This window comes from Cellulophaga baltica 18, assembly GCF_000468615.2.
In the GTDB taxonomy this organism is placed as follows: domain Bacteria; phylum Bacteroidota; class Bacteroidia; order Flavobacteriales; family Flavobacteriaceae; genus Cellulophaga; species Cellulophaga baltica.
This window is the reverse complement of record NZ_CP009976.1, coordinates 2775709-2790737: the sequence shown is the minus strand read 5'-3', so window position 1 is coordinate 2790737 and position 15029 is coordinate 2775709. Positions and strand designations below refer to the sequence as shown.

Sequence of the window (15029 nt, the reverse complement as noted above, 5' to 3'; positions counted from 1 at the left end):
AATTATAAGAATTATCTTACAATAATATAGAGTTTTAACGTTATAGATATGTACTATTAAAAGAAGTACCGTAACCAAACCAATTAACCAATCAGCATGTTAACTATTAAACTTTTGCTTAAAAAAATTACGCCCGAACAATTGTTCATGGGTAGTGTTTTGTTAGTGAATGGCGGTAATTATATATACAACTTACTATTAGGACGCTTATTGGGTCCTGCTGCGTTTGCAGAAGCTGCTTTATTAATTACCTTATTATTAGTACTCTCTTTTGTTGGAATGACATTTCAGTTGGCAACAGCCAAATTTGCAGTCCTTTTTTCGGGAGACCAATGGTCTAGTTTTAAAAACAGGAGTTACAAACATGCGACCATTTTTGGTATCATAGCCGGAATTCTAATTATCCTATTCTCTAAAAATTTACAAGAATTGTTTCATACTAAAAGCCATTGGATGTTTATTCTCTTTGGTATTGGCGTGCCTTTGTATTTTTTTATGAGTGTCAATAGAGGAAATTATCAAGGAAATCAAGATTTTAAAAATCTATCTATCACCTACCAAACAGAAATGTGGAGTAGGCTCTTAATTACGCTGGCCTTACTACTATTTGTGCCTTTAGAGTCTTCTTTTTTAGTGGCATTAGGAATTGGTATTTCTTTTATCTTCGGATTAATTCCTTCTGATTTAAAAGGTTTGAGTTTTAGTTCTAAGACAAAATTATTACCTGAGAATGCCAAGCGCGTGACCAAATTTATGGTGCTTACTGCTTGTTATGAATTCACTCAGATTATCATAAACAATAGTGATATCCTTCTTGTGAAGCATTATTTTGATGCGCTTGATGCTGGCCTTTATGCCTCATTGGCATTAATAGGCCGTGTAGTCTATTTTGTAGCTTGGATGTTTGTTATGTTATTGCTGCCTACCGTGGTACAAAAACAAAAAGATGGTGAGCCTACTGCTCCTATTTTATTTAAATATGTAGGTTATATAGGATTACTATCCGCAGTAATCGTAACGGCTTGTTATCTCATGCCAGAGTTTATTATAACCATAATGTTTGGTGATGCTTATATTTCTATGGCCGGTCTATTATGGCAGTACGCTTTAGCCACATCATTATTTGCCATAGGGAACATATTTGCTTACTACTTCTTGTCATTAGATCATTATGTGCCAGTTATTTTATCGGGTTTACTGGGCATGTCTCAGATAGCATTAGTCGTGTTTTATCATGACACCTTAGAAGTCGTAGTGCACGTACAAATTATAGCTATGGCCCTATTGTTAGCAGTACAAATAATTTATTTTTTACTTAAAAAATCAAAACTATAATTATAAAACTATTTATCGACAGAGCCTTTTAATTCATCGATAGAAAAACGAAACTAGACGGAGTTTAAAAAGAATAGAGCCGATAAGAAACCATATTTGTAAAACACAAACCGAATAAAAAGTACAACCATGAAACTAGCCATCGTAACCGCTTATCCTCCAAGTAAAGTAACCTTAACAGAATATGGTTATCATTTAGTAAAACATTTTAGATTACAAGATCAAGTCACAGAGCTTGTTCTAATCTGCGATAAAACAGAAGGAAAAAAAGATTTAGCTTTTACAGAAAACGGTTGTAAAATAACGGTAAAAGAATGCTGGAGTTTTAATAGTTACGGAAACATTTTCAGTGTCAACAAGGCCTTAAACCAAACAAAACCAGATGCCGTACTATTTAACCTTCAATTTTTAAAATTTGGAGATAAAAAAATACCCGCAGCATTAGGTCTTCTTCTACCTGCTATATGCAAACTTAAAGGTATACCTACCATTTCTTTATTGCATAATATTTTAGAGCAAGTAGATTTAGAAAGTGCAGGTTTTACTGAAAATAAAGTATTACAAAAAATATATAATTTTATTGGTACTACGCTAACAAGATTTGTGTTAGTATCAGATGTAGTTGCCGTAACCATTAGCAAATACGTGACCATATTAGAGGAAAAATATAAGGCTAAGAATATAGCGCTAATTCCACACGGAGCCTTTGAGACTCCTCCTACTCCTACCTATGATTTACCTGCTGGCCCTAAACAAGTAATGGCATTTGGCAAATTTGGTACGTATAAAAAAGTAGAGGTTTTAATAGAAGCGGTAGAGCTTATAAGAAAAAGAACCCAAGAAGATATAGAAATAGTTATTGCCGGTACAGACAGTCCAAATACCCCTGGTTATTTAGACTCCATGAAGGAAAAATATAAAACCGTACCACAAATAAGGTTTACAGGATATGTTGCCGAAGAAGATGTAGAAAAAATATTTAAAGATAGTGCGGTGGTTGTATTCCCATATACGTCTACAACAGGAAGCTCAGGAGTTTTACACCAAGCCGGTAGTTACGGTAATGCAGTTGCCTTACCTGATTTAGGAGATTTAAGTATTCTCGTAAAAGAAGAAGGATATAGAGGAGAATTTTTTGATGCGGACAACACGGGATCATTGGCAGACGCCATTCAGAATATTATTACGAATGACACATATAGAAGAAGCTTAGGGCATACGAATTACACCGCTGCTTGTTCTTTACCAATGTCTACTATTGCGGCCATGTATTTAGATCATTTTAATACCATTATAGAAAAAAAATCGCCAGTCCCTAAATTACAAGAGGAACAGGCTTAAAAATATATTCAATTGGTTATTGGTTATGTGTGAAAAGGAGAGGCAATTCAAATTAAATCTCCTTTTTTTTAAAAAAAACAATACACCTTTTAAGAATTTGGTTAGTGGTTATGTGTGTAAGGGAGAGAGATGTTGTGGTCTCCTCTCCCTTCTTTTTAAAACGCATGAGATTCACAACATTAAGAATTCACAACTTTGGTTAGTGGTTATGTGTGTAAGGGAGAGAGATGTTGTGGTCTACTCTCCCTTCTTTTTTAAAAAATATAATAAATCCTAATAAAATATGGACTAGACCTAAGGTATTGCTCCTAGGTATTAAAAGAGAGTGCTCTTAAGCATCACCGCTCTTTTATTTTTGTAACGCAAAATGCTCGTAAGCCGCTTTCTTTTTACCTCTTTTAGTTAAGAAACCAAAATGGTATTGCTTACTTTTTCTCCAAGGTAATTTACCCACTACAGCTGTGGGCACTTCTGAAAAGTCATATAAGGTCCAAGCTACAAATGGAATATTTTTCTCAAGTAATAGAGGCTGAATTTCTGCATAATACTCCGCCTGTCTTTTATCAGAACCTCTATAAAAATTCCATATACCGCCATAAGATGATAGACCATATTCTTGTAACATTATTGGTTTATCTAAAGCTTTCTTCTTTAGAATATCATAAGTCTTGTTAAAATCGGATAGTTCTCTATAGTAATGGTAAGACACAAAATCTACCTGATCTACCAATTCTACGGCAGCTTCCGGAGAAGACCAACCAATAGTAACAGGATGGTTTCTATCCCAAAGCTTAATATTCTCTATCATTTGCTCTAGCCAGCCAATAACGCGTTCACGACCTCTCGAGGCTAAATCTAAATCAGGTTCATTTTTTAAATCCCATGCTAACAACGCTGGGTGGTCTTTTACCGCATGTACAATGGCTTCTGCATGTCTATTGGTCAAGGTCCAATTAGAGACATCGTAATCCCCATAAAAGTCAAATAATGTAAGTATAACATCTAGCTTGTTTTCTTCCGCTAGATCTAACACTTTTATCAAGAGTGCTAATTTATCTTTTTTAACCGTACTCTTTCCAAAATCTTCATATTGTACAAAAATCCGAATCCCGTTCAGTCCCATGTCATGAATAATCTTGAAATCTTCATTAATAACTGTAGCATCAAATCGTTTTCCAAAAGTGTCCCACGGGGTATCTTTAGGATAATAGTTTATCCCTTTTAGATTCTCTATTTTTTTAAGTTCAGCATCAATATCGCGTGCTGCTAAGGTTGTAGTGTCTCTACTATTTTCGATTTCTTTTAAATGGCGAATTCTCCAAAATCCATCCTCCAAGAGCATCATCACATGATAGCTTGTAGTATCTTTTTCCTTATAAAGTAATTCTTCTCCAGTATAAATTTCTTGGTATTCAACAACATTGTGGTCCTTAAAAACAACCATAGTACCGTCTACACTGTAAAAATCTATAGCGCCATTATGCTTTAGTGTGGTACGCTTGTACCAATTATTATTTTTTAAATTGAGGTCTATATTATCATACAAACGTACACGAGCACTGTCCGTATAAAAATCTTTAATCCCGTAGTAGTCATTCTTTTTAAAAGCGATATTGCGTACGTGCCATGCATTTAAATAATCGTTCGTAATCTCCCCTAAGGTTTGTTCCTCTATGGGCCTTCCTGGATTATCTACATTAGACCAAGCAATTTCTGGCCGGTAAACCTCATCCATAGGAACTTCTAAATGTAACATGGAAGTACGGTCTGCCCCTGTATTAAGAAAAACCCATGCCGATCCAATACCAGAAATGATAAGTGCATTTACCGCAATAAATGATGCAATAATGACTGTTCTATACAGTGTTTTATTAAGTTTAAATGCCATTCATTTCTTTTTTAAATTCTTTGGTAATGCCTGCCGCCCTAATCACTAATTTGTAGGTGCCATTTTCTAAGTATTCTGGACTTAAATAAAAATTGCACACCCCTTTTTTGGTGGTGGTCTTTTTTGTTTCTATAAAATCTCCATGTTCCGAAAACACATCCATTTGTACCAAAATACCATCAGGCACTAATTGTCTCATGAAACTTTCCAATGGTCCTATATCTATGTTTCTATTGCCTTTAGAAAAGTACACTTTATAATCTTCAATTGCGGTTCTAAATGTAACATCTATAGTATTGCTTTCAGATGCTCCCGTAATAAATGCTTGAATATTCCAATGCGCTGCTTGAGAAGGGTGCAAAGTTCTGCCTTCTACAATACCATTTATCGTAGTACCTACAGTATATAAATAGGCATCTTTATCGTTCTTAATAATAAATGTCACCAAGGTACCGTCACTTACCGTATTTCCAAATTCATCTTTTATAATATCAGACCTTAACTTTAAAATTTGATTGCCATCTGCATAATCATGATCTTGAAAAGCTGTTATTTTAAAGCTCGTAGAATTTGATGGAAAAACAATCGTGGTAAGCTCTTTGGAAGGGGTGCCATTACATGCTGCTGTAACTAATATTCTACCCGACTTATGCGTAGATCTCACATTATACCATGCCATTAACTCTGTAGTGGCTACCTTATATTCATTTATAGATGCTAAGAATTGGGATTTAACCGTAACCTCAGTGCCTCTGGCTACAGGGTTATCAAAAACATCTGTAGGAGCAATAACTAACATGGAATAATCACTATCGCCTGCTGTAATACTTCTCGGTCCAAAATAAGTGGCCATATTGGTCCCTTTTTGCTCATTAGGATGAATCTCAATTTCTCCTTTTAGAAGGGTTTGACCCTCAGTGATTAATTTCCAACGACACAAACCAGATTTTCGTGAAAAATTGGTAGGAAAAGAAAAAACCATTTCATCGTGTACCATTTCGGGTGCTACTAATAATGTTCCATAAGCATTTTTAATATGCAACTTAAAATTTTCTATTGGAGTCTCAGTTTTAAATGCTATTGTAATTGCATCCCCTGCAGTATATCTGTCCTTTTTTGTCAGTGCTATCGCATTTATTTGCGCACTTTTTTTAGGTTCTTCTTTTTTTGAAGAACATCCAAGCATAATAAAACAGAGTATGATATAAATTGTTTTATGCATATTACTTCGGGTTTCCGATATAACTATTTATCTCAAACTTTATAAATTCAAAGCCAACGCCAGAAAATGGTTGCGTCTGACTAGCTCCATGGGAATAATTTCTATTTGGAAAAACCTTTTCTGCTATGGAGGCATTAGGCATTCCGTTTACAAAGCAATTTTTCAAATCACTACGTATGACTTCTAAACTATCTAACTCTAATGGTTTATAATTAAAAAATTGCTTTCGTTGTATGCGTACCCCCTCAGGCACAAAAGAATGATCTACCCAAAGTAGTTCATTTTCTTTATTGTAGTACGAAATTATTAATTGAGGTATGGTAACTTCCTGAACTCCAGCATTGAAAAGTACCCCATTGAATCCTTGCTCTGTATACTCCATATCCTGCAAAGCAACTCCTTTATACAAATCTGTATTCGCCACATTTCCCGCAGATTGTAAGTTAAAATTTGTGGGTTGATCTTCAAAATTCATTGGTGTAAATTGGTCTGGATCAAAAGTAGGCGGCAAGGTATCTTTAGTAGAGGACCATGCAATTCCTTCAAAATTTATTTTAAAGACCGTAGTTTCTTTAGGCATTAATTTATGCTTCATATGATATTTAGCATTATAATTGGCCAACTCTTTGTTAGCATCATTATACAACGTAGCCTTTATCACCACATCTGCGGGTACATTATCTACATTTTGTATTTCCCCGATGATACTAAACTGCCCCCTATTCTTCACCAATTTGGCACTTAATATTTCTAACACAGGCTGCTTTAACACATCTTCATGATAGGTTTCTTGCGTTGTTATCTTCCTTCTACCATGGTTATAAAAAGTAGTCCCATTTGCTGTAAATAATTGATCTGGAGGAATATCATTATCAAATTTAGAAGGTTTTATATACCATTTGCTTTTCCTCTTTACAAGTTCATGATAATCACTACTGTATAAATTTTCTAATGGAGTAATCCACCGGGTGTGTACTTTGGCTTTAGCGCTAGTAGCTGTTTCATCATAGATTTCTACATGCAAAGAATCCATTTTCGCATAGGAACTTAATATTCCGTCCGTTACAGATACCTCTAGCATGTATTGTGCGATATCTATATTACTGTCTGGATCTAGATAAGAATGCGCTCTATTAAATTCTTTAAAATCTAAAGCATCATAGTAAGCCTCTACCACATTATTTGCAGAGAGTTGCGCTACATTCTTAACATAGAACAAATAAATACCGTACCCTAAACAAATTAAGACAATGAAAGCCCAAAAATGCGAAAAGATTAAAAGTTTATAGGAGAATTTATTATAAGGCAATTCTAACTTCATAAAAGAGGGTGGCTCCAACTTTTTAGACTTTAAAAGCCGTACCCAAATAAGCTGTATATTAATAATAAACGCTAGTAGTACGGTAGTTAACGGAATGATTCCCCACATTATTTTCATAATGGTAGGTACGTCTTCCTTGGGAATTATCTGAGGTATGGGAGGTACATTTAATTTTTCCCACACCATAATTCCGTTTTCTAATTGCTGCAAACGTTGCCATCCGCAATAGTATAATATAGGATCATAAAATTTATCATTAGAAAAGATATACTTTAAATTGTATTTCTCCGGAACCGTTAAAAACTGCTGTAAAGAACCAATACCTTCTACTCCTCTAAATTTAGAATTTTCTATACGTTCAATAGCCCTTGTCGTTAATTCTGGTAAACGTCTCGCAGAATGGTAATTACCATCTACGGTCATCGCCGTTGTTTGGGCTGATAGCCAAGCCATTTGATCTCCAAACCCTAATGGCAAATACCGCCAAGAATCGTGTGAATCTGCCCCTAAAAAATTTACAATAGGCAGCATATTTATTTTAGCAGGTTGCGACGGCCTAAAATATCCTAAGGTCATGGTAAAAAGTACCATAAACAACATACCACCAGCAATTAATCCGCCAATGACTCGATGATAGACTTCGCCGAACTTTTCTTGCACCAACACTTTTAAATCGCCCTCCACCATTCTATAAGCAAACTCTGCAAAAATGGGTAAAGCCATAATAGTCGCCCATAAGGTAAACCTATCTAAAGTAAGAATATTAAAAGCTGTTTCTCCCAACATCATTAAAGGTATCGGCGTCGTACCACCTGTACCCAATATGGTTAATAAAGCAAAAGATAATCCGAAGAAAATATACCGTTTACTAAAATATCTATAGAAGAAATAAGGCAACACGAATAGAAATATCCCCCATGGAATTACAAAAAACACCAAACCTGATGACGTAATTTCTAAAAAATTATCACGAGAGCCATGCGGAATTGCTACTTGCGTTATCGGGTTTCTTTTAGAATTATACCAATAGGGAAAAATACAAAAAACGATTAAAAAAAGACTGGTACCACCAAACTTGGCTATGCGCCAAAAATGCTTTAATGTGGTATTCCAAAATATTTTAAAGGTGAGTTCTTTATAGGAATTTACACGTTCTCGAGAGGCATCCATAACTGCCATTCCTATTAAGGGCGCTATAAAAAACACCATCCCAAAAATTGGCGTTACATGATGAGAGGTTACTGTCACGGCAAGCATGGTAACACTGGTCAAAAAATACCTGATTTTTCCTGTCTTGATCCATAAGTATATTTCTGTCATGGAATGCAAAAGAATAGAAAGCGCTGTAATACTTGGTAATTGCCCAAAAATATGAAGCGTTTCTACAAATGTGGAAGAAAATACGGCTAAGACGGCACCGTAACCGGCTATTCTCCGACTCCCTGTCATTAATAAGGTATACCGGTAAACACCGGTTATAAACAGCACAATAGCCAATAATGCTACCGTATACATTCCAAATTTTAAACCACCAATATAAGAGAGTATGCCTATAACCTGATGTACTAAAGGAGGGTATGATTGTACGGTAAAACCTGTGTACCATCTATATTCCCAAGGATCAAACCAAGAGTCTGCATAATGATCTGCAAAAAATAAATGTATTAAGGCATCATAAGTAGATTCTAAGGTGAAGAAAATTGCGGACCCATGAAATGCGAGTCCAACTATCAAAGCTAAAATTAAAAGAGTATTGGTTTTTTTCTTCATTTAGAAATTGCTGGTAAGAAAATACAACAATATCAAAGATATAAAATTATAAATTTAATAAGGAGATACAACAAGAAACAAAATTTGACGTTATTACATAGTTAATTACTTTTAAAATTGTAAGAATTTACATATGATTTTTCAAATACATACCGATACTAATCCTGTATTCAACGTAAGATTATGCATATTCAACTATAGAAAAAAGTCACTAATCCTCAATGATTACATAAACTTTGGGTTTAATAATATCATTGCATCATACAAAAACCAATACTAAAACCCCATACTCAACCCACAGCTCATGAAAATCTTAGCCATTGACGACCAACTGTTAATATTAATGTCTTTAGAAAAGAGATTAATTGAATTAGGATATGAAGTTAAAACTGCCGATTCTGGAGAAAAAGGAATTGATATTTTCAAAACGTTTCAGCCCGATTTAGTTATTGTAGACATTAATATGCCAGGCTTATCAGGATTAGATGTTGTAAAACACATCCGTTTAGAAGAAAAATCTAAAACGCCAATAGTGGTAATGTCTGGTAACACCGATGAAAAAATTATTGTAGATGGTTTTGATTTGGGAATTGATGATTACATGAAGAAGCCTGTAAGCTTAAGTGAAGTAGCCGCTCGCGTAAAACGCATTATAGGAACCCCTGCCGAGAGCAATACAGGTGCTAAGAGTGAAGGGCAAATGTTACAACAATATTGTGTAGGTGTTGTAATACCTTGTTACAATGAGGAAGAACGCCTATCTGGTGAAGCTTTTAAGAATTTTGTTTACAACAACCTTGGTTATCATTTATGTTTTGTGAACGATGGCAGTACGGATAGTACCTTAGAAGTATTAGAAGAATTACGAAAAGGAAATGAGAATAAAATAAGTGTCTATAATTGCGAAAAGAATGGCGGTAAAGCAGAAGCAGTACGTCAAGGAATGTTGCATTTAGCCAAAGACCCGCAATTGGATTATATTGGGTATTTAGATGCCGATTTATCTACAGATTTCAGAGACTTTGATGATTTGGTGAAAACCATGGAAACCTCCGACTTTAAAATTGTTAGTGGCTCTCGTATGAGTAGAATGGGTGCTAATATCACCAAAGAATCTGCGAGAAAGATAATTAGTATGACCATTAACCTTATCATTAGATCTATTTTAAAAATGCCTTTTAATGATACCCAATGTGGTGCCAAAATAATGGATAAGGAACTCGTGGAACTCGTCTTTCAAAAAAAATTTATTACCCGTTGGTTATTCGATGTAGAAATTTTTATGCGCATGCGTAAACATTATGGTAAGGAAAAAGTACAAAGTATGATTTGCGAACAACCGTTGAAAAGATGGATTCATGCAGATGGTTCTAAACTATCTATGAAAGATTCCATTCAGATTGTGGGCCAACTGGCAAAAATAGCCATTCACTATAAATAGTACATCTTTAACGATTTAAAAATCCAACTCTTTGTAGTTGGATTTTTTTTTGCTTAAATCTTCCTAGTTGTAACTCAAATGATATATATCATTTCATAAGACGATTGCGCTTCGTAAATTTATAGTTACATTATTTATACCTACGGGAACATTAATACGGGATACTAGCGCATATGGAATTCATTGATTATTATAAAGTTTTGGGCATTTCTAAAAATGCTACAGAAGGCGATATTAAAAAAGCATATCGCAAATTGGCACGAAAACACCATCCAGACTTGAATCCGGATAATGAAGAAGCTGAGAAAAATTTCAAGAAAATTAATGAAGCTAATGAAGTTCTTAGCAATAAAGAGAAGCGTAAAAAATATGACCAATACGGAAAGGATTGGCAGCATGCAGACGAATTTGAAAAACAAAAACAACAGCAGCGTCAGCATAGCAGACAAAACCGTGGAGGTGCTGGTGGTTTCAATGGCGGGCAGTCTAATGAAGATTTCTCAGACTTTTTTGAAAGCATGTTTGGCGGTCAACAAGGAAATTTTAACTCTTCTAGACAGAATGCCCGATTTAGAGGTCAAGACTATAATGCGTCTTTAACCTTAAACCTTACCGATACCTTAACTACCGAAAAACAAACTTTAACGGTAAATAATAAAAAAATTAGGATTACAATCCCTGCCGGTATTGAAGATGAGCAGACCATAAAAATTGCAGGCTATGGGGGCCCAGGAGTTAATAACGGACCTGCAGGAAATTTATTTATAAAATTTACGGTACAGAACAATACAGATTTTACACGGGAAGGAGCAAATCTTTACAAAACAATAGAGGTACCGCTTACCAAGGCAATCTTAGGAGGCGATATTACAATAGATACTCTGACCGGTAAAGTAAAATTAAAAGTTAAGCCTGAAACTCAAAATGGTACTAAAGTAAAATTATCCGGAAAAGGCTTGCCTAAATACAAAAAGGAAAATCAGTTTGGAGACTTATATATTACGTACCAAGTAAAAATTCCGACCCATTTAACTAAGGAACAAAAAGAATTATTTGAAGCACTAGCAGCTACCAATTTATAAAGAGAAGCTTATGGATACACAATTGATACATCTTAATGATTTCTGTACTAGTTACGAGATAGAAATAACCTTCATTACCGAGTTATACAATTATGATATTATCGAATTAAAAAGAGTTGATGACCATCAATTCATTCCTTTAGAGGAATTACCTAAAGTAGAAAAGATGGTACGTTTACACCAAGACCTCAACATAAACATTGAAGGTTTAGAAGCCGTACATCAATTGCTAGAACGCAATAGCGCCATGCAAGAAGAACTACGTTTACTCAAACAAAAGCTTAACAGATTAGATGCTATCTGATGGTCATTATTTAGCCTTGGAATGATTTTCAATATGATGTTTTAATAAACTATTCAAATCTGCTAAATAACCCTCAAGCGTATCCTTGTCTAAATCGGGATGCTTTTCTGAGGGTATGGTCACAGGGTTTTCATCTAGAAATTGATACAATTCCGGATAATCTGTTTCAATTGTTTTAATGAGCTGAGAAATAGCTGTAAGAACTTGGTGTACTTTTTTCATTTTTGTTTGTTTAAATTATGAAGTAATAATTCTTCCGTCTTCCATCTGAATGATTCGGTCTGTTTTATGAGCAAAATCTTCATCATGGGTTACGATCAATAAGGATAGGTCTTCTTCTTCTTTCAATTGTTTAAAAATATTAAACACATTATCTGCATTGCGGCTATCTAAATTTCCTGTTGGTTCATCACCCATTAAAAGTACGGGATTATTAATTAAAGCACGCGCAATAGCCACTCGTTGTTTTTCTCCTCCAGAGATTCTTGAAGCGCGCTGCAAGGCTAACTTCTCTATGTCTAGCATTTTTAATTTTTCCATTGCTATATACTCTATTTCTTGATGTGATTTTTCCGCTAGTTTTTTTGCAGGTAACATCACGTTTTCTAATACCGTAAACTCCGAAAGCAAATAATGAAACTGAAACACGAAGCCAACATATTTATTTCTAATTTGAGAAAGTTCTTTTTGGTTTTTCCCTGTGATCAATTCATTATTCAAATACAATTCGCCCGTATACTCGGTATCCATAGTAGACAAGATATATAGTAACGTAGATTTCCCCGAACCAGATTTCCCCATGATAGACGTAAATTCTCCTTTTTCTATTCCAAAGGAGATATCTTTTAAAACATGAAAATCTTTAGGTTTTAAAAAGTGCTTATTTATTTTTTTTGTTTCAAGAACTAAATCCATACGCTTTATTATGTACCTCTAATTATTTTTACTGGATCTATCTTCCTGGCTTTATTTGCAGGTAAATACCCCGCTATAAAAGTAGAAAGCAATGCAAATACAATTCCTATAACATAGTAACTAAGACTAAAATCTACCGGATAAGTATCAATAGTTGGTAATGCTTCTGTTTTGAAAGAAGTTTGATCTATGAGAACAGAAAATCCAAAACCTACCAAAAGCCCCAATAGGCCGCCTACCAAACCTATAATCATTGCCTGACTCATGAAAATAAGCTGAACATCAGTACCTGAAAACCCAAGTGCTTTTAAGATGGCAATATCTTTCATCTTCTCATATATGAGCATATTTAAGATATTGTAGATCCCAAATCCAGCCACAATCAATAGCGTTATAGATACGGCATAAGTAATAAGGTTTCTAATGTTAGTGCCTGTTTCAAACTGTGCATTAGCTTCATTTATACTGGTCGCCGTAATTGAAAACAGAGAGGCTAATTGTTTTGAATATGCTGAAGCATCTTCAATATCATTTAATTTGATATTAATGTCAGTGATATAGTTCTGGGTTTCTCCTAGAATGCGTTGTACCGTTTTTAGGTTTACAAAACTCTGGCTATTATCTACCTCTGCCACCCCACTCTGGTATAATCCTACTATTTTGAGAGGAAAAAGGTCTCCTTTAACCGTACTAACCTGTACCCTATCGCCTACTTTTAAGGACATTTTTTTTGCTAAGCCCGAACCTAGTAAAATACCTGTATCATTATTTTCCAAATCTTCTGGTAGGCCTTGAATAATATTATCTCGAATATTAGACAACCTTATTTCATCCATGATAGACACTCCTATTAAACTGCCTCCTATTTCTATGGAGCCCGAAATGTAGAAGATCTGAGCTCTAGCTTGAGGGGTTACTCCTTTTATTTTTCTATCCTTTTTTAGATAGCTTAAAATAGGCAAAGCATTGTGAATTTTTTTCTGATGCTGTTTTGGCTTAATTGAATGTACAAATTGAAAGGACTGTTGAAATTCATCATACAAGGCTGCAGGTTGTTTTTCTGTAGGCTTTATTTCATTATACAAATGTATATGAGGCGTTTGGTTTAATATTAAATCGTCTAACATTGCATTTAGCCCTGTCATAAAACTAACCAACGTAATATAAGCACCTATACCAAAAGTAACTCCCAAAGCCGCCGTTAATGTTGATTTTAACTTGGTCAGTAAATGCGTCTTTGCAATATTGAGTATTACAGGCCAATTTGTCATTATTCTGGTTTTAATAGTTCCGTAGTGGTTGTAATACCTTTTGTAATTTCTACTTCATTTAAATTCTGCAAACCTATTTCTACAGTTTTTAAACCATCATCCGTTACCACCGAGTTCCCATTCACTATATATTCTTTAGGAACTATTAATGCATCACTCTTTTCATAAATAACAATATTACCTTCTCCAGAAAGTCCTGGATATAATTTTTCAGGCGTCTTTATAAATAAGGCTTCTACTTTAAATGTTTGTGAACGCGAATCTTTCTGAGGGTATATCTTCGTGACTACAGCTTCAAATACCCTATCAGCATAGGCATCTAAACTTACTAATGCTTTTTGCCCTTTCTCTATTTTTACAATATCTACCTCATCTACCAACAGTTCAATGACAAAATTTGACGTGCTCCCTACTAAAGCAAGGGCTTCCATGGTAGTTACAATTTCACCTCTATTTTTATAAAGCGCATATACTTTGCCGTTAATTTTACTAGTAATCGTATATTCTCCTGTAGTTATTTGAGAATTTTTGTAGGTATTTTGTGCCTGTTTTACTTGTGTTTGTAATTCTTTTCTGGTCCGGTTAAATTTATTGTCCAAGACATTCAATTGATTCTTGGACCGTTGATATGCTAATTTTCTAGTTTCATATTCTATTTTGGAACCAATATGCTGACGCCATAAATTTTCTTGCCTTTTATAATTTATAGAATCGTTTGTAAAAGTTAAACGTGCTGTTTCTATATCTTCTTGCAGCTCTTTTAACACCGTAGAATTCCCTTGATAGTTACTTGCGGTTAGTTGCAAAGACAGTCTTGCATTTTCTGCATTCAATGCACTAGAAGAATTGGTGATATGTGCTAAAGGTGTATTTTTATGAACTAAGGCTCCTTCTTCTACCAAATTACGTTCAAGAATACCATTTACGATGGCATATGCTTCATACAAACTATCGGGCTGTATGGTTACTGAGGCATAAACAGATTCTGTTAATTTCTTGACTATGGGAAGTGTTCGTTCTTGTTTACTTCCACAGGAAATACATAATAAGGTAGAAAGGAGGAATACTATTTTCATTGGAAGAATATATTCTTTGTGAACTGCGAAATAAGGCATGAATTTCATCAAAAACAATGAGAT

The 15029-nt window shown here is 34.6% G+C and carries 12 protein-coding genes; 5 read left to right on the top strand and 7 right to left on the bottom strand.

Annotated elements, in window-relative coordinates; all coding sequences use genetic code 11:
* Positions 1-96: 96 nt before the first annotated feature.
* Entirely contained in the window at positions 97-1335 is a 1239-nt protein-coding gene (locus M666_RS11940; RefSeq protein WP_029446029.1) for an MATE family efflux transporter, read from the top strand.
* Between the two features lie 129 nt (positions 1336-1464).
* Positions 1465-2676 (top strand): glycosyltransferase, encoded by a 1212-nt coding sequence (locus M666_RS11935; protein WP_029446028.1) that lies wholly within the window; start codon positions 1465-1467, stop codon positions 2674-2676.
* 349 nt (positions 2677-3025) lie between these two features.
* On the opposite strand, the gene M666_RS11930 is transcribed toward M666_RS11935, so the two are convergent.
* The 3 genes from M666_RS11930 to M666_RS11920 are packed head-to-tail and all read right to left on the bottom strand — an operon-like array spanning position 3026 to position 8877.
* Positions 3026-4564, bottom strand: a complete 1539-nt coding sequence (locus M666_RS11930) for a glycoside hydrolase family 2 TIM barrel-domain containing protein (RefSeq protein WP_029446027.1) — start codon at positions 4562-4564, stop codon at positions 3026-3028.
* Complete coding sequence (locus M666_RS11925) at positions 4554-5786, bottom strand: hypothetical protein (RefSeq protein ID WP_151198049.1); 1233 nt, start codon at positions 5784-5786, stop codon at positions 4554-4556. The genes M666_RS11930 and M666_RS11925 overlap by 11 nt, the downstream gene beginning before the upstream one ends.
* Position 5787: 1 nt before the next feature.
* Entirely contained in the window at positions 5788-8877 is a 3090-nt protein-coding gene (locus M666_RS11920) for a putative glycosyltransferase family protein (protein ID WP_029446025.1), read from the bottom strand.
* A 304-nt stretch (positions 8878-9181) separates the two neighbouring features.
* On the opposite strand from M666_RS11920, the gene M666_RS11915 reads away from it, so the two are divergent.
* The 3 genes from M666_RS11915 (at position 9182) to M666_RS11905 (ending at position 11704) form a co-directional block, all read left to right on the top strand.
* Positions 9182-10318, top strand: coding sequence for a response regulator (locus M666_RS11915; RefSeq protein ID WP_029446024.1), 1137 nt, complete (start codon positions 9182-9184; stop codon positions 10316-10318).
* A 173-nt stretch (positions 10319-10491) separates the two neighbouring features.
* Positions 10492-11400 carry a DnaJ C-terminal domain-containing protein gene (locus M666_RS11910; RefSeq protein WP_029446023.1) on the top strand — a complete coding sequence of 303 codons (909 nt, stop codon included), beginning with the start codon at positions 10492-10494 and terminating at the stop codon, positions 11398-11400.
* A 10-nt stretch (positions 11401-11410) separates the two neighbouring features.
* A complete protein-coding gene (locus tag M666_RS11905; RefSeq protein ID WP_029446022.1) occupies positions 11411-11704 on the top strand; it encodes a chaperone modulator CbpM in 294 nt (97 codons plus the stop codon).
* A gap of 6 nt (positions 11705-11710) precedes the next feature.
* Here the strand turns inward: M666_RS11905 and M666_RS11900 are convergent, their stop codons facing one another.
* Genes M666_RS11900 through M666_RS11885 form a run of 4 tightly spaced genes read right to left on the bottom strand, consistent with a single transcriptional unit; the run spans position 11711 to position 14966 of the window.
* Positions 11711-11926 (bottom strand): hypothetical protein, encoded by a 216-nt coding sequence (locus M666_RS11900; RefSeq protein WP_029446021.1) that lies wholly within the window; start codon positions 11924-11926, stop codon positions 11711-11713.
* Between the two features lie 15 nt (positions 11927-11941).
* Positions 11942-12619, bottom strand: a complete 678-nt coding sequence (locus tag M666_RS11895; protein WP_025614712.1) for an ABC transporter ATP-binding protein — start codon at positions 12617-12619, stop codon at positions 11942-11944.
* An 8-nt stretch (positions 12620-12627) separates the two neighbouring features.
* Entirely contained in the window at positions 12628-13890 is a 1263-nt protein-coding gene (locus M666_RS11890; RefSeq protein ID WP_029446020.1) for an ABC transporter permease, read from the bottom strand.
* Entirely contained in the window at positions 13890-14966 is a 1077-nt protein-coding gene (locus tag M666_RS11885) for an efflux RND transporter periplasmic adaptor subunit (protein ID WP_029446019.1), read from the bottom strand. The genes M666_RS11890 and M666_RS11885 overlap by 1 nt, the downstream gene beginning before the upstream one ends.
* Positions 14967-15029 lie beyond the last annotated feature (63 nt).